This is a genomic window from Rossellomorea sp. ABR4_004, assembly GCF_056159585.1.
This window is the reverse complement of the sequence record NZ_JBSWVM010000002.1, coordinates 205,129-227,067: the sequence shown is the minus strand read 5'-3', so window position 1 is coordinate 227,067 and position 21,939 is coordinate 205,129. Positions and strand designations below refer to the sequence as shown.

The window sequence follows — 21,939 nt, the reverse complement described above, 5'->3', positions numbered from 1 at the left end:
TTCTTTGAAAAATAAACTAGTAGAATACCGAAAGACGTTTGGATACTCACAGGAAAGATTGGCGGCTAAGTTAGGGGTATCAAGGCAAACCATCATTTCCATTGAAAAAGGGAAGTATGACCCTTCTTTGAATCTGGCTTTTCGGCTGGCAAATGTATTTGAAACGTCAATTGAAGAGATTTTTGTGTATGAAGAGAAAGGGGTAGAGGAATTGTGACGAAGGGGTATCTGATTATAGGATGGGTTATGGCGATGCAGACTGCTTTCTTGTTTTTCGTCGGCATAACGGCAGAAGAATTTCCATATTTCGCTCTTACTCCCATGTCCTTGACTGTGTTGAGTTTTTGCATGCATTATCTTTATCCACAGTTTAAGCAAAAGGATGAGAGGATGAAGATGATCCGGGAAAAGGGGATCTTTTACTCGTACTTTGCCATCCTGGTGTTTTACGTCATTTTTATGACAATCCTGCAATTTGACTGGATTCAGCTAACAGCCATGAATCTATTAAATGTCCTCACCAGCCTCACCATCATGACCGTATTCATCTCTATGGTGATTGTGGCGAGAATCTACTGAAGAAGAGAGGGACGGACCTTGTAAAGGTCCGTCCCTCATCATCAATCCTTTTCTACATCCACCAATTTCAAAGGGGAATCCTCTTCACTATCTTCCACTATATGTTTCAGTTTGGTCAGCTTATTGGTCCAGAACTGTTCATAATAGACTAACCAGTCCTTTAGTTCTGCCAACGGCTCAGGCTGCAGGCGATAGATCTTCTCCCTGCCCACTTTTTCTCCATGAACCAATTCAGCCTCAGAAAGAATGGTGAGATGCTTGGCAATGGCAGTCCGGCTCATTGGGAAATGGGAAGTCAGAGCCGAAATGGGCATTTCTTTTTCAGAGAGCAGTCGAAGGACTTCCCGGCGGGTCGGGTCTGCAATCGCTTGAAACACATCATGTTTAACAGCGGACATTTAACCTTCTACAACCTTTCTCAGTTTTTCACCCACAATGCCAACCCAACCGTTGGCCATTCTGTCGCGGATGACAGAGCTTTTTTCATGAGCTTTGGATACAACCGCATCATCATGTTTCCAGCCGCCATGGATAAGCGTAAATTCTGTTTGATCTCCTACCTCTTTTAAAAGAAAAGATACCACCCATCCATCTGTATCCCAAGAAAAAGACAACTTATGAGGAGGATCAATCTCCAATACCTTGCAAGGAGAAGGTCCAAAAGGGGATTGAATATGGAATTCATGTCCAACCTCAGGTTCGAAATCATTGGGCATGAACCATGAGGAAATCCCATCTGACGTAGAAACTGCGTCCCATACCTTTTGGATGGGAGCGTTGAATAGAACGGTTTGTTTAATATCTTCTAATTGATTTGACTTCATGAATGTCTCCTGCTTTCTTTAGGAATAAGTAACACCATTTGGTTTCGTTTTTATAATATAACACCATATGGTTTCGTGTCAATGTGTTGAAATGAAAAAAGAAGGATATAGATGGACGTTTGTAGAAGTAGAGTTTCGGCGTGAAAAATGTGTATATGTTTTGCAGGTGAAGTTTAATCGGTAAACACGGTGGTCATATCATAATATAGCCATCGGTCACATAAAAGCACAGAATGACAGGATGACTCAAATTGAGAATGATACATTTAAATAGTGGGGAGGAGAAACGCGAGTGGAAATGCTGCACAGGATGAATGATTGCATTCAGTATATAGAGGACAACCTGGATGGGGCAATCGAGATGGAAGAACTTGCACGGTTGTCATTCAGTTCGAAGTTTCACTTTCAAAGGCTGTTTTCTCTTGTAACCGGGTATACAGTGGCTGATTATGTCCGGAAGAGAAGGCTCACATTAGCCGCCCAGGAACTGATCAACCATAACGCAAAGGTCATTGACGTTGCTTTCAAGTACGGATATGAAACACCGGAATCCTTCTCGAAAGCCTTTCGGAAGGCCCATGGAGTTTCGCCGTCCCAAGTAAGGGAAGCCGGAACCTCCTTGAAAGCATTTCCGCGAATTTCCTTCCAAATACAGCTTAAAGGAGAAGTCGAAATGGATTATAAAATTGTGGATAAAGAAGCATTTCAAGTGATTGGAAAAGGAAAAAGAGTGTCTACCTGTAACGGTGAGAATTTGAAAGACATCCCTGCATTTTGGGATGAAGTGAACACGACTGACTTAGACAGGTTGATTTGTGAGGCAGCAGGAAATAACGAGATGCTCGGAATCTGTATGGAGTTTGACCATCCAAATGAAGAGTTCACCTATTTTATCGGTGCGGAGAAAAAGAATGAGGAAGATCGTTCATTGGAGGTAAAAGAGATTCCGGCTGCGACCTGGGCAGTCTTTGAATCTGTCGGCCCGATGCCACATGCAATCCAAGGAGTATGGAAGCGAATCTACTCTGAATGGTTTCCCTCTACCGGCTATGAACATGGCGGAGGGCCGGAGTTTGAATTGTACCCGCCTGGAAACCCGAATGGCGAGAATTATCGTTGTGAGATATGGATTCCGATAATGAAGAAATAAGGTTAGAAAGCCCCTTTGCGGATGACGTAAAGGGGCTTTACGTATGGATAAGCTGGACAGTTTTTATACGCTCTTGACCCAGTCTTACTTATCATGTTACCATAAAGTCACATATTACATGTGACCAATCAACCACATGTAAAACACAATGAAAGGATCGTTAATATGAAGGACGAACTTTCCACATTATTTAAGGCGCTGGGCCACCCGATAAGAAGGGAAATCCTGGACCTGTTGAGGCAGTCAGCAAGAACAACCGGTGAACTGAATGAGCGTTTTCCCGAGGTGACAAGATATGCGATCATGAAACATTTGACGATCTTGGAGGAAGGGAATTTGGTGGTGGTGAAGCGGGAAGGGAAGTACCGACGAAATTACCTTAACGCGGTTCCACTGCAGGAAATGCACAATCGGTGGGTAGGAAAGTATATGGAATCTACCGCCAATTCACTGTTAAAGTTACGGGCATTAGCAGAAAACAAAGGAGGAGAAGAAGGAATGGAACAAAGTAAAGTATTTCGTATTGAGCAAGAAGTAATGATAGATGCACCAAGGGAACAGGTATTTAAAGCGTTAACCGAGCAAGCGGGGGATTGGTGGGAGTTTAAATTGGCTCCTGAGGGAGTAAGTTCACAATTCACATTTGATCCTGTACCTGGTGGGCAATTTATTGAGAAGTGGGGTGAAAATGAGGGGGCACTTTGGGGAACGGTGTATTATGTAAACGCTCCTGAGGAAATCCGTCTCCATGGCCACCTTGGTATGCAAGGTGCCGTAAACAGTGCATACACATACCGTTTGATTGAAAAAGGCGATTCCACGCTTCTTCAGCTATCCCATACAGCATCAGGAGTCATTGAAGACGATTGGCAGGAAAAGCATTCAGAAGGGTGGAGTTACCTACTGGGTACCCTGCTGAAAAAATATGTGGAAGAGAAATAAAAAAGCGAAAACTGTTCATAAAAGGAGATAACAATGGTAGATGTACTGACAGAAATTACGATTCGCTGTCCGCTTCATAGGGTTTCAGAGTATGCTGCCGATCCGGATAATGCACCAGAATGGTATGTAAATATCGATACGGCAGAATGGGTGACGGAAAAGTCTTTATCCATTGACTCTCAAATTGCATTTAAAGCGAAATTCTTATGGAAAGACCTCTCCTACGTTTATGAAATCACGGAGTTTATCCCGGACCAGAAGCTTGTAATGAAAACCGCAAACGGACCGTTTCCAATGGAAACCACCTATACATGGGAGGCACTTGATGAACAAGTGACAAGGATGACTCTCCGAAATCAAGGAAAGCCCACCGGTTTTTCAAAATGGGTGACGCCTCTTATGTCTACCATGATGAAAAAAGCGAACAAAAAGGATTTAAAAAGAATCAAAGACATTTTGGAGAGCTAACAGGAAGAAGGCTGTTTTCTTTTGAAACTAAAGAATTCAGCCTTCCTTTTTCTTGTGGAATGATGGGCAAGAAAATTCTGGTGTGTATCCCACGTATGCCTAAAAAAGTCTGCTCCTTAAAAAGGGGCAGACTTTCTGTATTCATGGTCATTTGATCACCACATAAGGCCTCATCATTTCATAATCCTCATGCTCTAAAATATGACAATGCCAGACATATAATCCTGTATAAGGACCGAATGGCACAATAATCCGTGTCATTTCCCATGGGTTTGCACAAACCGTATCTTTCCAGCCCTGCTCATTGGCCTCGGGTTTGATACGAGGTCCAATGGGTACGACACTACCTTCCGTTTGATAGATTTCCTTATCGAATCTCTGCCGGTCGAGGACTTGAAACCTGACTAAATGCAAGTGGATGGGGTGTGATTCTTCCGTTACGTTGATGAAATTCCATATCTCAATACTCCAAAGATGGGGCATTTCTGTAATTGGATCTGACCATAATTGATTATTTAGAAGGTGAATTTCCCGCTTGTATTGATCGTTACTCATATTCAACAGAAGATTTCTGGTTTGATAAGCATTTCTCTCTTTCAACCTTGGTACAGCATTTAATGTTGATGGAATCTTACTCGTATCTGTACATAAGAGTGGTTCGCTCACACGGAACTGCATCAGGACTCCCGTCGTATCAGGATCAGGGAGGTCACCCGTTGGAAAGGGTGACGGCGCATCGTTTTGAATGGTAATAACTTGCCCTCTCATGGAAGAGAAGTCCAGGATGACATCCGCCCGTTCAGCTGGAGCGAGTAAAATTTTCCAGACGTTTACAGGTGCAGGGAGAAGACCTTGATCGGAACCGATTTGGATAAACGGATTATCGTTTGAGAGTGAGAGTTGATACGTCCGGGAATTAGAAGCATTGATTATCCGAAAGCGATAGCGGCGTGGTTGAACTTCTAAGTAAGGCCATACCATCCCGTTAATCAAGATCGTGTCTCCAAAGAAATTAGAGCGGATGGAGGGATTGACTCCAGTAGTGGGAGGATCAGGCTGTGAAGGATAATAGAGTGATCCATCTTTATTGAAGGAACGATCCATGATCAATAAGGGAATATCGTATGGAATCCGGGGTAAGGACAAAGAGCTCTCCTTTTCGTCATGGATGATATAAGCACCTGCGAGTCCGGCATATATATTCAGGCGGGTGATCCCTACTGCATGGTCATGGTACCAAAGAGTTGTGGCGGGCTGTTGATTGGGGTACGTGTAGGCTTTCACGGCAAAGAAAGGACCAACCTCTTTAAAGTCCTTTGTAAACCAGGCATCTGGATAACCGTCGCTCGTATCAGGGGTAGCGCCACCATGAAGATGAACCACGGTACGGACCTCCGGGTTATCCTTTTCCGCCCCGTGAACGGTTGAATCGATGGGGAGGAAATGTTCCTCTGGAAGTTCATTTTTCCATAATACCTGCAAGGTTTGATTGCGTTTCACTCTAAAAGTGGGACCGGGAAATCTTCCATTATAGCCCCATACTTTAGTCGGTGGTAAATCACTGTGCAGTTTCTGCATGACTTCTTTCATGGAAACTTCAAAATATAAAATATTCTTTCCATAAGAAGAGGGCTGAATCGTTTCCATAACAGGAAGTGGATCGACGAATTTTTTAAGCATCATATTCCTCCTTTATATGGAATCACTTATTGATATGTATTTCGGTCGTTGCTTAAATATCCTCTTTCCTATAAAAATATGTTTCAAGTGAAGGTTAATAGTGTCAAAAATCATATTAAAAGTAGGTTCTATTACATAAGTTTAAATTCTCCATAAATCATCATAAATTTGTTACACTGTCTAAGTTGCTAAATCGTTCAATCATTGGAGGAAGTCATGTCAAATCGAAATAAAGGAATACTTTTATTACTTCTATCAGCGTTTGGTTTTTCATTGATGGCGGCGTTCGTGAAGCTGTCAGGAGATGTGCCGACGATTCAAAAAACATTTTTCAGGAACATCGTTTCTGCATTTATCGCATTCGGTTTTGTTCGGTATCATAAGGAACGTTTATTCGGGAAGAAGGAAAATCAGAAGCTGCTGTTGCTGCGCTCCAGTTTAGGTGCTGTCGGGATTGTCTTGTTCTTCTATGCGATCGATCATCTGGTGTTATCCGATGCAGATATGCTGAACAAACTCAGTCCGTTTCTGACCATCATCTTCTCGGCTATTTTCTTGAGGGAGAGGACACGTGTATTCCAGGTGGTAGCGATTATCATAGCGTTTATCGGAACATTGTTTATCATCAAACCAGCGTTCTCCTTTGATGTTATTCCATATTTGGCAGGAGTGTTTTCCGCTATTTTCGCAGCCGGTGCCTATACGGTCCTACGCGTATTAGGGAGCAGGGAGAAGTTTTATACGGTCGTTTTTTACTTCTCATTCTTTACGACGGTCGTGCTGCTACCATTTGTCATCGGATTTTATGAACCGATGAGCGCTCAGCAATGGATTTATCTATTATCCGCCGGCGTTTTCGCGACAGTTGGTCAGTTCGGAATCACGATAGCCTACAAGTTCGCACCGGCAAGGGAAATATCAATTTTCTTCTATTCAACCGTCGTGTATTCCGCCATGATCAGCATCTTCTTATTCGGGCAGATTCCTGACGTATTAAGCATCATCGGATACGTCATCATCTTTGCTGCTTCGTTTTATATGTTTTTGAAAAACAATCAAGCAGCCAAAAGGAAGGAAGCATAATCGACAAGTACCCATCTCTAAATATAGGGATGGGTATTTTTTTATGGATGTAAAATGAAACATTTTCCATTTTTAATTCGTAGATATACTATCAAGGTTATGACAGGAGTGATTGGAATGAAGATTGCTTTCATTATCGTTGGCGTCTGTATTGTCATTGGAATCGGTGTAGTCATTGCAGGGAGACACTACTTAACCAAAGAAGATCCAGAATATCTATTAAAATACCTAAAGAACCACAATAATAGCAGCCTAACCGTTTCAAGGAACGGACAAACCCTAACCGCTATCAGGAAAAATGAAATGTTCCCGTTAGCAAGTACGGTGAAAATCATGATTGCGATCGAGTACGCGAAACAGTGTGATGAAGGAAGGTTAGATCCATCAAAAATGGTATCACTTGAAGAATTAGATCAGTATTATCTCCCTGGTACAGACGGTGGAGCGCATGAAACATGGATTGAATACGCCGAAGAAGAAGAGTTACTTCTAGACGGGTCATCAACCCTGGAAAACGTCGTGAAGGGAATGATCCTATTTAGCTCCAATGCTAATACCGAATATTTGATGAACCTTCTGGGAATCGACAACATCAATAAAGTACGGGATGAGATGAAAATGGAGCAGCATGATCCTCTGTTCCCCATCAGTTCATCCATGCTGATCCCTACTTATATAAAGAATAAGTATCCAGCTTATTCAGAGAAACAGATAGAAAACAAACTGAGAGACATGTCTAAAGAAGAATACATCGAGCTTTCCCATCTTATTTTCACTTCATTAAGAAAAGGCGAAAAGCACATATATATTGAAAGTATACACACCAACAAGTCCCTGCAGAAAATGTGGTCAGACAGACTGACGAAAAGTACGACGGCCGAATATGCGGAGATCATGAGGAAACTGAATTCAAAGACGTATTTTTCAAAAGGAGCACAGGAAAGATTGGATGCGGTGATGGAAGGAATGATGGAGAATCCAAAGAACCAGGAATGGTTAAAGCATGCCGGTCAAAAAGGCGGATCTACATTATTCGTTGCCACAAATGCTGCATACGCAACCGATGGAGATGGAAACTCGACGGAGATCGTCTTTTTTGCCAATGATCTAGAGGAAGTGGAACGTCAAAAGATCTTAAACAATTTAAACGGTTTTAATTTAAGAATATTGAGAGATGAGGATTTCCGAAAAAAGGTGGAAGAGTTATAATGTAAGTATATGGAATTTGTTGTGGAGAGGGGAGTTTTCATGGTACTGCGCGAAACGAAATTAGCCAAATGGGCAATCGCTTTAATAGGTGTCGTTCTCCTTAGTAATCTTTTATTATATCAACCCGTGGTTCAACGATTTCTTGCGATTGAATTGGAAAGCGGAGTAGTTATAGGATCTCTGCTGGATTTGATGATTATCTTCCCGCTCCTGGCCTATGCAGCGTTTAAATTGTCAAGAAAGCAGGTCATTGGATTGATGGTATTCGGCCTTGTGTTAGCCAGATTCATCATTCCTGAAGAATTATTTGCACCGTTCACTATCCTTCTATATTCCGGGATAGGATTGGAAGTAGTATTCGTGGCAGCAGAGTTGGGGCTTATCTTCCTCGCTGTACGAAAATTTCCCGAGATTCGATCTGCCATGAGATCATCCGGAGTAGGACCGATCTTTTCTTTCCTTCCTGCAGTAGAGAAGAAGGTGACCAGAAACATTCTGATCCGGATTCTTTCATCAGAAGTGTTAATGGTTTACTATGCCCTATTCAGCTGGCGCCGCAAGCCGGTTGTCCATGATGGTGCTGTAACGATGCATCATAAGACCAGTGCTGTTGCCATGAACATCATGCTCATCCATGCCATCGTGATCGAGACGATCGGTATCCACTGGTGGCTTCATTCCAAGTTCCCGATTCTGTCTTTCATTCTTTTGATTCTGAACGTTTATACCGTTCTATTGTTTATAGCTGAAATTCAGATTACCAGACTGCATCCACTGGAAGTAAAGAATGGTCATCTTTATGTGACGCAAGGATTGATGCAACGAACAGGGATCCCCCTTGGTCAAATTGAAAAAGTTGAATGGGGGAAGGAGCCGGGAAAGGAAGCACTCGTTTTCATGCATAAAGACTTTGAAGAAATTCAGCCACAAATGGTGCTGTTTCTGAAAGAACCGGTGGAAGCGACAATGTTTATGGGAAGAAAACAGCTGGTAAAAGAGGTTGCCTTGCGAGTGGATGAACCGGAGAAGTTAAGGAGATTGTTGGATGAAAAGAGTTCGTGATGAAAAAGTGCCTGACTCTTAATTTGCCAGGCACTTACTTCTTACGTCATCCGATACACCCAATCACAATGAGCAATCATCGTTTCATCGTGAGTCACCATGATGGTGGCGATATTTCTTTCCTTCGTTTCCATGGCGAGAAGTTCCACCACGGATTTACCGCGAGCTTGATCCAGGCTTGCAGTAGGTTCATCTGCAAGGATCAATCGGGGTTCATTCATGAGGGCACGGGCGATGGCAACCCGCTGCTGTTCCCCACCTGACAGCTGTTCAGGATAATGGGAACTGCGTTCATCCAATCCGAGATGAGCCAATAATTCCCCTGCACGTTTCCGAAGTATGTCCCCCTGTTTGTTCAGCTTGCCAACAAACACTAATTGCTCTTCCACCGTTAAAAAAGGTACAAGATTTGATTGCTGAAAGATAAAGCCGATTTCTTTGAGGCGGAGGGATGTTTGTTCTTTCTCGTTTAGATTGTGGACGTTTCGCCCGTTCATTTTCACTTCACCACTGGATGGACTGGTTAAGGCTCCTATGATGGAGAGAAGCGTACTTTTCCCCGATCCGGAAGGTCCTAGTATGGCACCGAACTCACCTGGATTTACCCTCATGGATACATGGTCCAATACCGTCAGTTTCTCATTTCCCTGTTCATATGTTTTGCTCACATCATGTAACTCTAAAATGGCTGTCATCTTATTTCACACTCCCGATTGCTTGTAATGGATCCACAGTCACAATGCTTCTAAAGGATAAAAGGGAACCGATCCACGCCATCAGAAGAATTAATGCACTGTTGAATAGAATCATGGTGACCGGTAATTCAAAAGGTATGCCTGCGGGAATCACTAGTGTAAGTCCAAAGGTAACGAGATTCCCTGCAACGATGCCAGCGATGGTAAGAGTGGAAATTTGCGCAAATAGTGCACGGAGAAGAATGCCCGCTTTCGTCCCGATCGCTTTTAGAACACCGTATTGGTGAAGCTTTTGCAAGGTCATGACATAAAAGAAAGTGGCTAGGACAATCGCTGATATGATGAGCAGAAAGATCACCATCATATTCAGTGATCCTTGTTCTGCAGAATAGCCAGGCACATTGGATAGAATGTCTTCTTTAGAGGCGATATCCATTTTTGAAGGCGTGTCTATCGTACCTTCATTCGTAAATAGAATGGCTTGGTATGTGAGGGAATCTCCAAAAAGATCCTCCCATGTTTCTAAAGAAGTAAAAATGGCCGGCGTGTGCCCGTAGCTGAATCGCTTTTCAGTAAACCCCTTGACCATCCACTTTTTGTCGTCGTAGGTGAATGAATCCCCAATTTCCACCCCTTCCTCCTTCAAGCCCGGATCAGCCAAGACTTCATAGGGAGCAAGCTTCTGGTGATCTGCTGTCGTTGGCATAAAAGTACTATCGGGGTCAGTGGCAAATAGGCTTACATTCACAGCGCTGCCTTCATGATTGATCTCTACCATTTTCAGACCAAGAGGGGACCCCCCTTTTATAGAAGAAATGTCTTGTTTTGTTAACTGTGATCGTTCAAGCTGATGCGTGTCGCCCGCTTCCACAAAAAAGGTATCAGCAGGCATATTCTTTATAGCCGAAGCGTTATCCACCGATAATCCATTGGCGAGTCCTGAGATTGATAGGACCAGGCTTGTGATTAATGTGATGATGCCGATAATTAATAAAAACTTTACCTTCGCATAACGCATTTCTTTCCATGCTAGAAACAAAAAAATCACCTTCCCTTTCATTACTTCCCCTTTATGATAAAAGAGAAGTATGAACGGAAGATGAACATAGGATTAAGGAAGAGTCACCGTAAAGGTGGATCCTTTATTGGCTCTGCTTTCAACATGGATGTCCCCTTGGTGCAGGGTAATGATCTTTTTGACAATGGAAAGGCCAAGGCCGCTGCTATCCTTTTCTTTACTCCGTGAGGAATCGGCTTTGTAGAAACGGTCGAATATTTTTCCCTGGTGTTCAGGAGGAATTCCGATTCCGGTGTCTTGAATAATCAACCTGATTCCCCTGTGATGTTTGTGAAGGAAAAGGTTGATTTCGCCACCTGGTGGAGTGTATTTGATACTATTTGCCAACAGGTTTTCAAATGCCTGATAAAGTAGCTCTTCGTGCCCGTTATAGGTCACATCATCGGCATCGATGGACACAGCGAGGTCTTTTCTTTCCCACAGCCATCGTGTTTGTTTTATGAGACTTTGAAGCAATTGAGTCAGGTTAATGGGTTCATGTTGAATCAGTCCAGTATCCTTATCGAGAGAAGCCAGGGTCAGCAGCTGCTTACTCAGCTTCGACAACCGGGTACTTTCTGATTCAATTACCTTTAAATAGTGTTCCCGATCCTCTTCTGACAAGGAAGGGGAGAGAAGCAGATTGGCATAGCCCTTCATGGAAGATAGGGGCGTTTGGATTTCATGAGATACATTCGAAACGAACTCCTGTCGCATATTCTCCACCTGCATCAGCTGTCGGCTCATGGATGTAAAGGAACGGGCAAGGGTGCCGATTTCGTCGTTGCGACTTTCATTTAATTGAATCGAATACTCCCCACCAGCGATTTTCTTCGTGGCATTCGTCAATTCACGAATCGGTTTCACAAGATAGCGGGTACTGAAGAACACGATCAGCATGCTGAGTAGTATTGTGAATAGAAGCAGGACGGATAAAAGAATATGAATTTCATTAAATTGTTGTTTCACATTGGGTCTCATGAATAGGGCATGGTTTTTTCCGTCTATTTCAATGGGAACACCAATGCTATTGGTTAATTCATTGGAAAAGAATCCAGTCACAAATGTGGTAGAGGGATAATTCGCAATTCCATGGTAAGTGGATCCGTTCACAACACTTTCTACAACTTCTGGAGAAAGGCTTCGATCACGAAAGTCCTCTCCATAGAATGATCCGGGAGCTTTGCCATCTGTTACATAAAATTGATAGCTGAGCTTCGCCGTTTTCTGAAAAAAAGCAGAAGCATCCATTGAAGCTGCACTATAAAGATCAACGATGTCTTTCGCGATTTCAGTATTTTTTTCATCATTGGCAGGCTTTAAAATATGCTGATAGTAAAGGTTCGAACCGATGAAAGCAATGACACTGCTCGTCATCATGATAAGAAGGGTGACGACAACAATCCGGACATACAGCGAGCGCATTTTAAGTCACCTCTAATTTGTAGCCGATTCCACGAACAGTAGTAATCAAGAAATCATCGGAATGACGGAAACGTTCACGCAGCCTTTTAATATGAACGTCAATCGTTCGGTCATCCCCTTCAAAATCCATTCCCCATACATGTTGAATGATCTCTTCGCGTGAAAAGGTTCTGTTAGGGAAATTCGCTAAATAATATAATAACTCAAATTCCTTAAGAGGAAGAATGATTGTTTTCGTTCCGTCCTTCACTTCGTACGATCGTTTATCAAGGATCATTTCATTTAGACGTATTTTCTGGGGAGCGGCACGGTGAAATCTCCTGAGAATCGCTTGTACACGAAAGAGCAGCTCTTCCTTTTCAAAGGGCTTTACCATATAATCATCGGTTCCGGCTTCATAGCCTTTTGCTTTATCCGTAAGACTGTCCTTGGCGGTCAAAATAATAATCGGGATATCGTGGTTTTCCCGAATTTCCTTCGCCAATTGAAACCCATCCTTATTCGGCATCATCAAATCGACAATCGCGAGATCGATTGACTGTGCTTCAAGAATGACAGAAGCACAGTCCCCGTCTTGTGCTTCAGTAACCAAATAGCCATTCTGCTCTAAATGAACACGGATAAGCTTACGTAAATGGAGGTCGTCATCCACGACAAGTATTGAAATCATCACTAATCCTCTTTTCCTTCACCAGTTTTTATGAATCAACTTTAGCACAACTCACGCTGCATAAACCAATTTATGACCCATTTCAGTACTGTTGGATATAATAGAGATAAAAAATACTTTCACCCATATCTTTTTCACCAATACATCCGTTATAAGTATGAGAGGATTCAAAGGAGTGAGGACGATGCAAACGAGGTCAGGCTTAATAAAGAATGAAGGACAGCCAAACGATGAAGTCATGGAAGGGCTTGTTCCAAAACTCTATCGATACTGCTATTTTTTGACGAAGAGCAAATGGGACGGTGAGGACTTGGCTCAAGAGTCCATCTGTAAAGCATTGAGTCATTACCCTGCTCAACAGTGGAGGTCATCTTTACTTAATAAAATCGCTTATCATCTATGGGTGGATAAAGTCCGCAAACAGAGTAAGGAATCGATTGGCGAAATCCCGGAAGTGAAGGCAGAAGAAACGAAAGAGGGGATCAGTCTTGAAACCATTGAAAAGCTTTCAAGAAAGATGACCCCCAAACAGTTAGTCACATTTGTTCTAAAAGAAGCGTTTCAATACAAGATTTCTGAAGTGGCAGAAGTTCTGGGGATGACGGAAACCGCTGTGAAAGCCTTGCTGAATCGATCGAGGGAAAAGCTGAAAAAATTTTCCGATGATGGAGACGGGAGCGGGGTTCAAACCTACTGGAATGAAACTCTTCAGGAAGAGTTGAACGCGATATTATTCCGCAGCCTAATGGCACAGGATCCAAGTCTTCTCTTGGCATACATTCCAATCTTGCTTGCACATGCACCTGCCCAAGGACGATTTGTACGAACGTCTGAATCTCCTTCAAGCGTCCTCTCATTAGCTGCATAACGAATGAAGGAGGAAGAATGGATGAATACCATACCTTATGTCATCGAACAGTCAAGCAAAGGGGAACGGTCCTACGATATTTACTCACGATTGTTAAAAGACCGGATCATCATGGTGAGTGATGAAGTGAATGACCAGATGGCCAACAGCATTGTGGCACAATTGTTATTCCTTGCTGCAGACGATCCTGAAAAAGACATTTCCTTATATATCAATAGCCCGGGTGGCTCCACTTCAGCAGGGTTCGCCATCTTTGATACGATGAACTATATAAGTCCCGATGTTCGAACGATCTGCACCGGAATGGCAGCTTCCTTTGGCGCAATGCTCCTGCTCGCAGGAACAAAAGGGAAGCGCTTTGCCTTACCAAACAGTGAAATCATGATACATCAGCCATTAGGTGGTGCCCGGGGGCAGGCGACAGATCTGGAGATTTCAGCGAAACGGATTCTGAAGCTAAGACAGCATATCAACGAAATCATTGCTGAAAAAACCGGACAGCCCGTTGAAAAAGTTGCGCTGGATACCGATCGTGATTATTTCATGAGTGCGTATGAGGCGAAGGAATATGGGATTATTGATGAGATTATTGAGAAGAAATGATGGAAGATGGAGCGGTTATTGTGACCGTTCCTTTTTGTGTTTATGGGAGGTATGTCATTCAGCTGCTGATATTTGAGGGAAATTCAGCAGCTGAATGAAGGGGGGCGGGTGAAGCATGAACAGGACGTTGAATTTGTAACTGGTGCATTCCTCACCATACCCTATATTATCAAGAGGGTATGGTAAAATAAACCATGTCATGCTCGTAAATGAAGATTTCATTATCAACTGTGAAGGGAGGAACAGCCGTTGACATTGGTTATGGTATTTGGGATTATTGGGATTTTTATTTTCATGAGAAAGCCGAGTGAGAAAAACTATTCGTTTAAGTGGATTCATAAACTAAATAAGTATGCGTGGTTTCAAAATCCTTGGAAAGTCGGATGTTTATTATTTGGGACGAATCTGGTCTTATTCGGCACAACAGGACTGTTATTGTATGGTATTGCCCTGATGATGATTCCATTCCTTCACCTTGTTATCATGGTGGCCGCCGTTGTGGTGAGCATTCTGGTGTGGAGTTCACTTATAAGTGCGAAAGTGTGGGAGAAAGGTGAGCGCCTGAAGGTCGGTATGGTGGGGAGCAGTTTTTATTTGCTTCTTTTTTTGTTCATCCTGTATCAATGGGTCACGTATGTACCTCAGTATCCAGGTGAGGACGGGGTTATGACCTCCGTCGGTTTTTTTCTTGGGCTATTGGTATCGGGGATGGCTTTTGTCATATGCTTTGTGATGGTGGTTTTTCAACCTGTTGATAGACGTATGTAGGAGGATTCCGATTACTTTCTTTTTCCCATCCTTTCTATTATTCTTATAGAATACATTCTGATAAAAAGAGGTTCAATCATGAAAACAATACATAGCGATGTGATTCAGTTCCGTGGATCGCATTACGATTTTGGTTATATGCAGGGGGAAAGGATAAAGGATTCGATTACGGTGAAAAACCGTGAGAATCAGTGGAAGGTACGAAAGCCGCGCTTCTCCGTCTGCATAGAGGAAACGAAGGGAGCGATCAAAAGATTTGCCCCCGGCATCTGGGATGAACTTCTTGGATTACAAGAGGCGCTCGGCTGGCCGATGGAAAGAGTGCTGAAAGAGTTTGGCGGATATCGTGTTGAATACACAAAATCAGGCTGCTCAATTATGACAGGTGAAGATTATTTGATCCGAAATTACGATTACCATCCGAAGACGTACGAGGGAAGGTATACGTTTTTTCAACCGACAGATGGTGGATATAGTATCATCGGTCCCAGTCAGCGGGTAACAGGACGGATGGATGGCATGAATGAAAAAGGGTTGGCGATTGGATATAACTTTATGCATCGGAAAAATCCAGGGGATGGCTTTATTTGCTGTATGATCGGGCGATTGATACTGGAGGTATGTGGAGATGTTTCGGAAGCCGTTGAGATGTTAAAAGAAATTCCTCACCGGCACTCGTTTAGTTATGTGGTATATGACAAAAGCGGTGAAACGTTTATTGTTGAAACGTCCCCTCGTGGCGTGGAGGTTCGGCAGTCAAATGCGTGCACGAATCATTTTGAAGTGATGAAGCATGAAAATAGAAATCATTTAGTGGATTCGAAACGAAGATTAAAAATCCTTCAAGAAAATGAGTCTTCAGATGCTCTATGCGCCTTTCGCTTAATGAACGACACGCATAATGGCATTTTCTCAGATTTATACGGAAGCTGGGCTGGCACCATCCATACATCGGCTTATTTTCCGAAAGAAAGGAAAGCATGGTTTGCCCTGGGTGGAGATCGTGAACCGGTTGTCTTTGATTTTGGCAAGTGGCTTGAAGGAAAAGATGTTGTCCTTGAAAAGATCACAGGTGAGGTGGATACAGACATTCCGTTTGTGCATATGGATGAAGGAGCCGATTGGTTTAAACATTAGAAGCCCTTAAGAAATGCCCCCGGTTCTTTAACCTGGGGCATTTTTAAAATTAAACGTACTTCACGATATCTTCGTATGATCGACGCGTTTTCGGTGCCGGCTCCTTCACTCGGTAACCGAACGCCACCATGACGGAAATGCTGAATCGGCCATCTTCCAATAACCCTTCCTCATCTAATAGCTTATTCATCTTTTTGATGTCAAAGCCTTCGATCGGACACGAGTCGACACCGATTTGAGCGGCTGCTGTCATCATGTTTCCAAGAGCTAAATAGGTTTGCTTACCGGCCCAATCGTATAGGGGACGTTCACCTTCCAATAAATCGAAATCAACCTTTTGAAACTGCTCGATTTTTTCTAAGTATTTTGCCATATGATCTTCAGGCAGGTTTTTCACGTTTTTAAAATGATCCTGTAAGTATTGTGAATCGTATTTCGTATCTTTTTTTGTTCTGGCCAGGATCACGACGAAATGACTGGCTTCAGGCAGTTTTCCGTATGCACCCCAAGCTGTATTTTTAATTTTTTCCCTAAGTTCAGGATTTTGAATCACGACGAATCTCCAAGGCTCGAAGCCAAATGAGCTTGGCGACAGACGACCTGTTTCCATAATGAATCGGAAATCCTCATCGGATACTTTCTTGTTTGGGTCGAATTCCTTTGTTGCATGTCTGAAATGGTAAGCATCTAAAATGTCTTGCTTTACTTGTTCTTTACCAGCCATTAAATATTCACTCCTTATCCATTGATTCAATCATGTTTAATTTATCATAAGTGAAGAGGGGAATCATGTGATGTGCCTGAATAACATTGTTTTGATCCCAATTGTGGGAAAATTGAAACATAAGGCCCGTCTGGTGCGTATATAAGGCAATAGTTTTGCAGGGAGAGGAGAAGAGAGTGATGGAATTTGTCTGGATAATAATTGCAGGCATTGGTCTATTCGTTTTATTTAATAGGCTTATGGGCTACCGAAAAGGACATATCCAAATCGATTTTGAAGAACGATATATTAAGGAAAAAGAATATATAGAGGCAATCAAAAGAGAGCTTGAAGATCAGGGAAGGGACGTTCAATATAAAGGGAATCGAAAATTTGTGGTGGATGGACAATCCTACTTATTTATCGAGAGGAATGTACCAATGGGCGGTGTGCCGTTGCAACGAACGATTTTAAAGCCTGAAAAAGAGTGAAGGCGTGCCGAGGCACGCCTTTTGAATGTCTAGAATAAAACATACGATACGACAATATACAAAATGGTTATAATAAAGGATGGAGCCATATATCTCCACTTATTCAGAACATTGGCAGGCCGCAAAAGCAAGTATACGATGACGAGTGTCATCAATAATCCCAGTCCTGCGATAAAGATATGTGACGTGTCGACTGCTTCAAGTATGGCACCTTTTCTGTAAAGGGCATCGGTCAGGACGAGCAATTGTATGTTAAACAGGTTGCTTCCGAGAATTGAGCCGATCGCCATATTGTAGTTTGCCAGTTTAAAAGCAGCAAGGACCGTCACGAGTTCAGGCAGGGAAGTCGAAGCAGCGATGAGGAAGCTCCCGACAAAGCTTGCATTCATGCCCGTTGCCTTTGCCAATTGGTCACCTGCAATCGATAACACACTCCCTGATGCAAATACGACCAGTGCAGCAATGATAAAACCGATGACGGCTGTTTTCAGGGAATAATCCTTTGTAGGTACGGATTCTCCTTCAGTATCATCGCTGGAAACGAATTTCACCGCAACGAAGTACAGGGTCATGATGATGAACATCTCAATCCCAACACCAAGAAATTCAATGGAACCCGGCATAAAAAGGGCGAAAATAATGATCGTGAGAAACAGGAATCCAAATAGGGCAGAAGGAATATTTGCTTTCCTGTTCACCTTTTGAAACAATCTTCTTTTACGATAAATCAGATCGACCACTGCCAGGATAAAGAGATTGAACACATTACTACCGAGCATGTTCCCTACGGCAATATCAGGGTTATCGATATAAACCGCCGTTAAACTCGTTGTTAATTCAGGGAGTGACGTTGCCCCTGCAATGAGGAATGTCCCTACGACAGCCCCACTTAATGAAGACTTCTTACTGATGACATCTCCGAACTGATTCAGGTAAATAGCGGCTGCAACTACGAGGGCTGCAGCGAGTAAAAAAACAATGTAAACCATATAATCCCCTCCAAGCCAGCGCACACAAAAAAGACCCCGGCACAAATTTTGTACCAAGGTCTTGCGTGCTGAAGAATGAGCTAAAGCCTGATGAACCAGGTATTTTCATACCGGGATGACGATTCATCAGCCGTTTACCGGTCGCTACTCCCCTTGTTACTATTAATGTATTAGGATTTTGAAGGTTTGTCAACACAAGTGCTTATATTATTTTATGAGGAGGCGAACGTGTGAAAGTGGAAAGGGAATATCAAGTGAAACAAATAGTCGATTATGATATCAAAGGAAAAATGGAAGCTGAAATACAAGAATTATTAAATGAATGTTTTGGAGATGACTATCCTGATGATAGAATTTACTTTAAACAGATTCCTCATTTCAGGTATCTCGTCCATAACGAAGATCAACGTTTAGTGGGGCATGTCGGGGTGGATTACCGAGTCATGAAATTGGAAGGTGAGCCTATAAATGTATTGGGGATAATCGATTTGTGCGTTTCAAAGGGGAGTCGCTCCCTTGGAATCGGATCGCAGCTTCTCTTCGAATTAGAAAGGTTCTGTGATGGCCGAAATATCGATTTCCTTCTCTTATTTGCAGATGATCCATCCTTATATGAAAAAAATGGCTTCCAATCGGTGTCCAACCTATGCACGTGGATGAAGATCAACGACCAAAACCAGACCACCCGGGGCATCGGCACAGAAACCATAAACGAACTCATGATCAAACCAATAGGTACCAAAAAATGGTCAAGCGGCCAACTGGACATGCTTGGTTACCTCTACTAAACTTTGAGGTCCAAGAGGGACGGACCTTCAAAAAGGAGTATGTATGAAGGAAGAGTATTATGATGAATTGTTAGGGGTTCGTACGAGTGAATTGCAGATGGGGTTTCACCGGTCATTTCATTATCATCGGTACGAGCCGACTCCCTATCAGGCACTGGATGAATTATTCCGACATTATAGATTGACTGGCAGCGATCGTGTGGTCGATTTCGGTTGTGGAAAAGGACGATTGAATTTCTTCATTCACCACCTATTTCAATCCACCGTTGTTGGCATCGAAATGAATGAGGAGTTTTATGAAGAAGCCGTGGCGAATCGGGAAAGCTATTTAAAAAAGGCGAAAGCCAAACGTAATGATATCTACTTTTATCACTGCCTGGCAGAAGAGTATACGATCCATCCCAAGGATAACCGATTTTACTTTTTCAATCCGTTCTCTGTTCAAATTTTCATGAGGATCATCAATAACATCCTCTTTTCAGTGGAACAATCACCACGTGATATCGAGATCGTGTTGTATTATAGCTCGGATGAGTATGTGCATTATTTAGAAGATCACCCCCTTTTCGTTTTGCGGAAAGAGGTGAATTTGTCAGGGGATTATGAAAAGAATGAGTATGAGCGATTCTTGGTGTACGGTTTGATGTATTGAATGGGGTGTCTCCTGACTAACTTTGGGAGGCACCTTATTTTTCTGTAAAGCCACTATTTTTGATTTATGCGCTTTCATATCGGAGAATAGTAACATGGCATGTGAAAAGTAAAAGGAGGCGATTGGAATGAGAATACTAGTTGTTGGTGCAGGTGCCGTTGGTGGCTACTTCGGTGGTAGATTGATAGAGAAAGGCGAGGATGTAACGTTTCTCGTCCGTGAGCGAAGAGAGCAGCAACTGAAAGAGCATGGATTGCATATTGAAAGTGTACATGGTGATTTTCACTGCGAGCCGAAAACGCTGAGATCAGGAGAGAATGCAGAGCCCTTTGACGCCATTATCCTCTCAACCAAGGCCTATCATCTTAGGGGAGCAATCGAGAGTCTTCACTCCTTCGTAGGTGAAAATACGATGATACTTCCACTATTAAACGGAATGTCTCACGTCGACGATCTTATAGAAGCATTCGGGGAAGAAAGAGTGATAGGCGGTTTATGCTTTGTGGAGTCGACGCTTGACGAAACAGGGAAGGTCATTCAATCAAGTCCCATTCATGATCTCGTTTTTGGAGAAAGAAGTGGTGAGCGAACGGATAGAATTGTGAAGCTAGAAGAAGCCTTTTCAGGGACGAAGGCAAACTTTCGATTATCTGACACCATTGAACAGGATATGTGGCATAAGTATTTATTTATCACCACACTTTCAGGTGTAACATCCTTATTCCGGGCACCGATTGGACCGATTCGGGAAATAGGGGAGGGGGCAGATAAGATCAAAGGAGTCCTTTATGAAGCGGCTATGATTATGAGAAACTTGAAAGCGCCACTTGCTGAGAAAATAGAAGATGCTCAATATGACAAAATCAATCAGATGGGCTATAGTATGAAATCATCCTTACAGCGGGATATGGAAAAAAACCTTTCCGTGGAGGCAGAGCATTTATACGGTTATTTATTGAAGGCTGCTGAAGCTCAGGGAATTGAAGCCCGTGAGTTGCGTTTGATTTATGGAAATCTGAAAATATATGAAAGTGCAAATACGTAAGGAATGAGAAACATCCGATACTTTTAAATGGTGTCGGATGTTTTTTTATGGGTCAAGCTGTTGAATTGGTGGTGGGATGGGCAGCTGAATACCACATCACGGAGATGCCCATCCCAAACACATTTCCATTTCTCGTATACCTTACTTATTAAAAGAGGAGCGCCCACAGCCATTAATGCAGCAAATAGACCACATAATACCATTTCTCTCGTTTTTCCCATTTCCATTTTCTCCTACTTAAAACTGTGGTATGATTGTTATTATCATAAATGTTAACTAATATTTAAATAATGTTAACATAAAAAGGAGGGAAATGATGAAAGGGTTTTTCATTACTGGCACAGATACGGATATCGGAAAAACGATAACGACTGGATTGTTAACAAAGTACTTCTTGGAAAAGGGCATTGAGGCATTCCCTTATAAGCCCGTGCAAAGTGGAGCTGTCTTGAAAAAAGATAGACTAGTGGCACCGGATACTGAATTTTACGAAGAGGTCACTAATCATTCTTTTGGAAAAGATGCGAATACATATTTATTAAAAACGCCAAGCTCTCCTCATCTGGCAGCTGCAATTGACGGTGTTTCGATTGAATTGAAGCCAATTTTAGATCAAGTGGAGAAGTTACAATGCATGCACGAACTTTTACTGATTGAAGGAGCGGGAGGACTGATTGTCCCGTTAAATGAAGAAGCAACCATTCTTGATTTAATCGAACGAGTGTCATTGCCTGTCATTCTTGTCGCGCGAGCTGGACTTGGCACCATTAATCATACGGTACTGTCTGTGATGGCTTTGAAACAGCGAAGTATTGAAATCGCAGGCATCATCCTGAATCAGACATCAATAGATGAAATGCCGGAGATCGAGCGGGACAACAAACGAATGATTGAAAAATTAACCGGCGTACAGGTAATCGGTGTACTGCCAAACTTATCTCAGGAGTCTTTTGCAACAGTCGATGTAGGTGAATTATTTAAGAATTGGAAACTAGAAGAGTCAGAGGAGGATATACAGAGTGAATCAACAACAGCTTATTGAAAAAAGCAG

Annotated in this window: 27 protein-coding genes; 17 read left to right on the top strand and 10 right to left on the bottom strand. The window is 42.6% G+C overall.

The window, feature by feature from the left end; translation table 11 throughout:
- Window positions 1-4 precede the first annotated feature (4 nt).
- Together ACXAF2_RS14025 and ACXAF2_RS14020 are read left to right on the top strand one after the other, a co-directional pair.
- Window positions 5-217, top strand: coding sequence for a helix-turn-helix transcriptional regulator (locus tag ACXAF2_RS14025; RefSeq protein WP_475139514.1), 213 nt, complete (start codon window positions 5-7; stop codon window positions 215-217).
- Complete coding sequence (locus ACXAF2_RS14020) at window positions 214-579, top strand: permease (RefSeq protein ID WP_475139512.1); 366 nt, start codon at window positions 214-216, stop codon at window positions 577-579. Before ACXAF2_RS14025 ends, ACXAF2_RS14020 begins: the two co-directional genes overlap by 4 nt.
- Before the next feature lie 41 nt (window positions 580-620).
- Here the strand turns inward: ACXAF2_RS14020 and ACXAF2_RS14015 are convergent, their stop codons facing one another.
- Together ACXAF2_RS14015 and ACXAF2_RS14010 are read right to left on the bottom strand one after the other, a co-directional pair.
- A complete protein-coding gene (locus ACXAF2_RS14015; RefSeq protein WP_475139511.1) occupies window positions 621-977 on the bottom strand; it encodes an ArsR/SmtB family transcription factor in 357 nt (118 codons plus the stop codon).
- Entirely contained in the window at window positions 978-1,403 is a 426-nt protein-coding gene (locus ACXAF2_RS14010; protein WP_475139510.1) for an SRPBCC family protein, read from the bottom strand.
- 292 nt (window positions 1,404-1,695) lie between these two features.
- Between ACXAF2_RS14010 and ACXAF2_RS14005 the strand changes: the two genes are divergently transcribed.
- From ACXAF2_RS14005 to ACXAF2_RS13995, 3 genes are all read left to right on the top strand, one after another.
- On the top strand, window positions 1,696-2,553 hold the full coding sequence (locus ACXAF2_RS14005; RefSeq protein WP_475139508.1) for an AraC family transcriptional regulator: 858 nt from the start codon (window positions 1,696-1,698) through the stop codon (window positions 2,551-2,553).
- Window positions 2,554-2,718: 165 nt separating this feature from the next.
- Complete coding sequence (locus tag ACXAF2_RS14000) at window positions 2,719-3,495, top strand: SRPBCC domain-containing protein (RefSeq protein WP_475139506.1); 777 nt, start codon at window positions 2,719-2,721, stop codon at window positions 3,493-3,495.
- 33 nt (window positions 3,496-3,528) lie between these two features.
- On the top strand, window positions 3,529-3,963 hold the full coding sequence (locus ACXAF2_RS13995; protein ID WP_475139504.1) for an SRPBCC family protein: 435 nt from the start codon (window positions 3,529-3,531) through the stop codon (window positions 3,961-3,963).
- 147 nt (window positions 3,964-4,110) lie between these two features.
- On the opposite strand, the gene ACXAF2_RS13990 is transcribed toward ACXAF2_RS13995, so the two are convergent.
- Window positions 4,111-5,646: a multicopper oxidase family protein gene (locus tag ACXAF2_RS13990; protein WP_475139502.1), complete on the bottom strand. Its 1,536-nt coding sequence runs from the start codon at window positions 5,644-5,646 to the stop codon at window positions 4,111-4,113.
- A gap of 213 nt (window positions 5,647-5,859) precedes the next feature.
- Here ACXAF2_RS13990 and ACXAF2_RS13985 point away from each other — a divergent pair, with 213 nt between their 5' ends.
- The 3 genes from ACXAF2_RS13985 to ACXAF2_RS13975 all read left to right on the top strand — a co-directional run bounded on the left by ACXAF2_RS13985 (window position 5,860) and on the right by ACXAF2_RS13975 (window position 8,997).
- On the top strand, window positions 5,860-6,726 hold the full coding sequence (locus ACXAF2_RS13985; protein ID WP_475139500.1) for a DMT family transporter: 867 nt from the start codon (window positions 5,860-5,862) through the stop codon (window positions 6,724-6,726).
- A gap of 117 nt (window positions 6,727-6,843) precedes the next feature.
- Window positions 6,844-7,935: a serine hydrolase gene (locus ACXAF2_RS13980; RefSeq protein ID WP_475139498.1), complete on the top strand. Its 1,092-nt coding sequence runs from the start codon at window positions 6,844-6,846 to the stop codon at window positions 7,933-7,935.
- Window positions 7,936-7,974: 39 nt separating this feature from the next.
- The gene (locus tag ACXAF2_RS13975) at window positions 7,975-8,997 is read left to right on the top strand and encodes a beta-carotene 15,15'-monooxygenase (RefSeq protein WP_475139496.1); all 1,023 of its coding nucleotides are present in this window, start codon (window positions 7,975-7,977) and stop codon (window positions 8,995-8,997) included.
- 41 nt (window positions 8,998-9,038) lie between these two features.
- Here the strand turns inward: ACXAF2_RS13975 and ACXAF2_RS13970 are convergent, their stop codons facing one another.
- From ACXAF2_RS13970 to ACXAF2_RS13955, 4 genes are all read right to left on the bottom strand, one after another.
- Window positions 9,039-9,692, bottom strand: a complete 654-nt coding sequence (locus tag ACXAF2_RS13970) for an ABC transporter ATP-binding protein (RefSeq protein ID WP_475139495.1) — start codon at window positions 9,690-9,692, stop codon at window positions 9,039-9,041.
- 1 nt (window position 9,693) lies between these two features.
- Window positions 9,694-10,731 carry an ABC transporter permease gene (locus ACXAF2_RS13965; RefSeq protein WP_475139493.1) on the bottom strand — a complete coding sequence of 346 codons (1,038 nt, stop codon included), beginning with the start codon at window positions 10,729-10,731 and terminating at the stop codon, window positions 9,694-9,696.
- Window positions 10,732-10,803: 72 nt separating this feature from the next.
- Entirely contained in the window at window positions 10,804-12,174 is a 1,371-nt protein-coding gene (locus ACXAF2_RS13960) for a sensor histidine kinase (RefSeq protein WP_475139491.1), read from the bottom strand.
- A 1-nt stretch (window position 12,175) separates the two neighbouring features.
- Window positions 12,176-12,844 (bottom strand): response regulator transcription factor, encoded by a 669-nt coding sequence (locus ACXAF2_RS13955; RefSeq protein WP_475139489.1) that lies wholly within the window; start codon window positions 12,842-12,844, stop codon window positions 12,176-12,178.
- Between the two features lie 184 nt (window positions 12,845-13,028).
- On the opposite strand from ACXAF2_RS13955, the gene ACXAF2_RS13950 reads away from it, so the two are divergent.
- From ACXAF2_RS13950 to ACXAF2_RS13935, 4 genes are all read left to right on the top strand, one after another.
- Window positions 13,029-13,712, top strand: a complete 684-nt coding sequence (locus ACXAF2_RS13950; protein WP_475139487.1) for a sigma-70 family RNA polymerase sigma factor — start codon at window positions 13,029-13,031, stop codon at window positions 13,710-13,712.
- Window positions 13,713-13,715: 3 nt separating this feature from the next.
- Complete coding sequence (gene clpP / locus ACXAF2_RS13945; protein ID WP_475139485.1) at window positions 13,716-14,315, top strand: ATP-dependent Clp endopeptidase proteolytic subunit ClpP; 600 nt, start codon at window positions 13,716-13,718, stop codon at window positions 14,313-14,315.
- 249 nt (window positions 14,316-14,564) lie between these two features.
- The gene (locus ACXAF2_RS13940) at window positions 14,565-15,083 is read left to right on the top strand and encodes a hypothetical protein (RefSeq protein WP_475139484.1); all 519 of its coding nucleotides are present in this window, start codon (window positions 14,565-14,567) and stop codon (window positions 15,081-15,083) included.
- A 78-nt stretch (window positions 15,084-15,161) separates the two neighbouring features.
- A complete protein-coding gene (locus tag ACXAF2_RS13935; RefSeq protein WP_475139483.1) occupies window positions 15,162-16,220 on the top strand; it encodes a C45 family autoproteolytic acyltransferase/hydolase in 1,059 nt (352 codons plus the stop codon).
- 49 nt (window positions 16,221-16,269) lie between these two features.
- Here ACXAF2_RS13935 and ACXAF2_RS13930 read toward each other — a convergent pair whose 3' ends face one another.
- Window positions 16,270-16,944, bottom strand: a complete 675-nt coding sequence (locus ACXAF2_RS13930) for an NAD(P)H-dependent oxidoreductase (RefSeq protein ID WP_475139481.1) — start codon at window positions 16,942-16,944, stop codon at window positions 16,270-16,272.
- Window positions 16,945-17,123: 179 nt separating this feature from the next.
- Here ACXAF2_RS13930 and ACXAF2_RS13925 point away from each other — a divergent pair, with 179 nt between their 5' ends.
- Complete coding sequence (locus ACXAF2_RS13925; RefSeq protein ID WP_475139480.1) at window positions 17,124-17,414, top strand: hypothetical protein; 291 nt, start codon at window positions 17,124-17,126, stop codon at window positions 17,412-17,414.
- A 29-nt stretch (window positions 17,415-17,443) separates the two neighbouring features.
- On the opposite strand, the gene ACXAF2_RS13920 is transcribed toward ACXAF2_RS13925, so the two are convergent.
- Window positions 17,444-18,403, bottom strand: a complete 960-nt coding sequence (locus tag ACXAF2_RS13920) for a sodium:calcium antiporter (RefSeq protein WP_475139479.1) — start codon at window positions 18,401-18,403, stop codon at window positions 17,444-17,446.
- A 230-nt stretch (window positions 18,404-18,633) separates the two neighbouring features.
- Here ACXAF2_RS13920 and ACXAF2_RS13915 point away from each other — a divergent pair, with 230 nt between their 5' ends.
- The 3 genes from ACXAF2_RS13915 to ACXAF2_RS13905 all read left to right on the top strand — a co-directional run bounded on the left by ACXAF2_RS13915 (window position 18,634) and on the right by ACXAF2_RS13905 (window position 20,888).
- Window positions 18,634-19,191 carry a GNAT family N-acetyltransferase gene (locus ACXAF2_RS13915; RefSeq protein WP_475139478.1) on the top strand — a complete coding sequence of 186 codons (558 nt, stop codon included), beginning with the start codon at window positions 18,634-18,636 and terminating at the stop codon, window positions 19,189-19,191.
- A gap of 43 nt (window positions 19,192-19,234) precedes the next feature.
- Entirely contained in the window at window positions 19,235-19,843 is a 609-nt protein-coding gene (locus tag ACXAF2_RS13910; RefSeq protein WP_475139476.1) for a methyltransferase, read from the top strand.
- A gap of 127 nt (window positions 19,844-19,970) precedes the next feature.
- The gene (locus tag ACXAF2_RS13905; protein WP_475139474.1) at window positions 19,971-20,888 is read left to right on the top strand and encodes a ketopantoate reductase family protein; all 918 of its coding nucleotides are present in this window, start codon (window positions 19,971-19,973) and stop codon (window positions 20,886-20,888) included.
- Window positions 20,889-20,911: 23 nt separating this feature from the next.
- Here ACXAF2_RS13905 and ACXAF2_RS13900 read toward each other — a convergent pair whose 3' ends face one another.
- Complete coding sequence (locus ACXAF2_RS13900) at window positions 20,912-21,109, bottom strand: hypothetical protein (RefSeq protein WP_475139472.1); 198 nt, start codon at window positions 21,107-21,109, stop codon at window positions 20,912-20,914.
- 95 nt (window positions 21,110-21,204) lie between these two features.
- On the opposite strand from ACXAF2_RS13900, the gene bioD reads away from it, so the two are divergent.
- The gene (gene bioD / locus ACXAF2_RS13895) at window positions 21,205-21,930 is read left to right on the top strand and encodes a dethiobiotin synthase (RefSeq protein WP_475139471.1); all 726 of its coding nucleotides are present in this window, start codon (window positions 21,205-21,207) and stop codon (window positions 21,928-21,930) included.
- The last annotated feature ends 9 nt before the right edge of the window (window positions 21,931-21,939 follow it).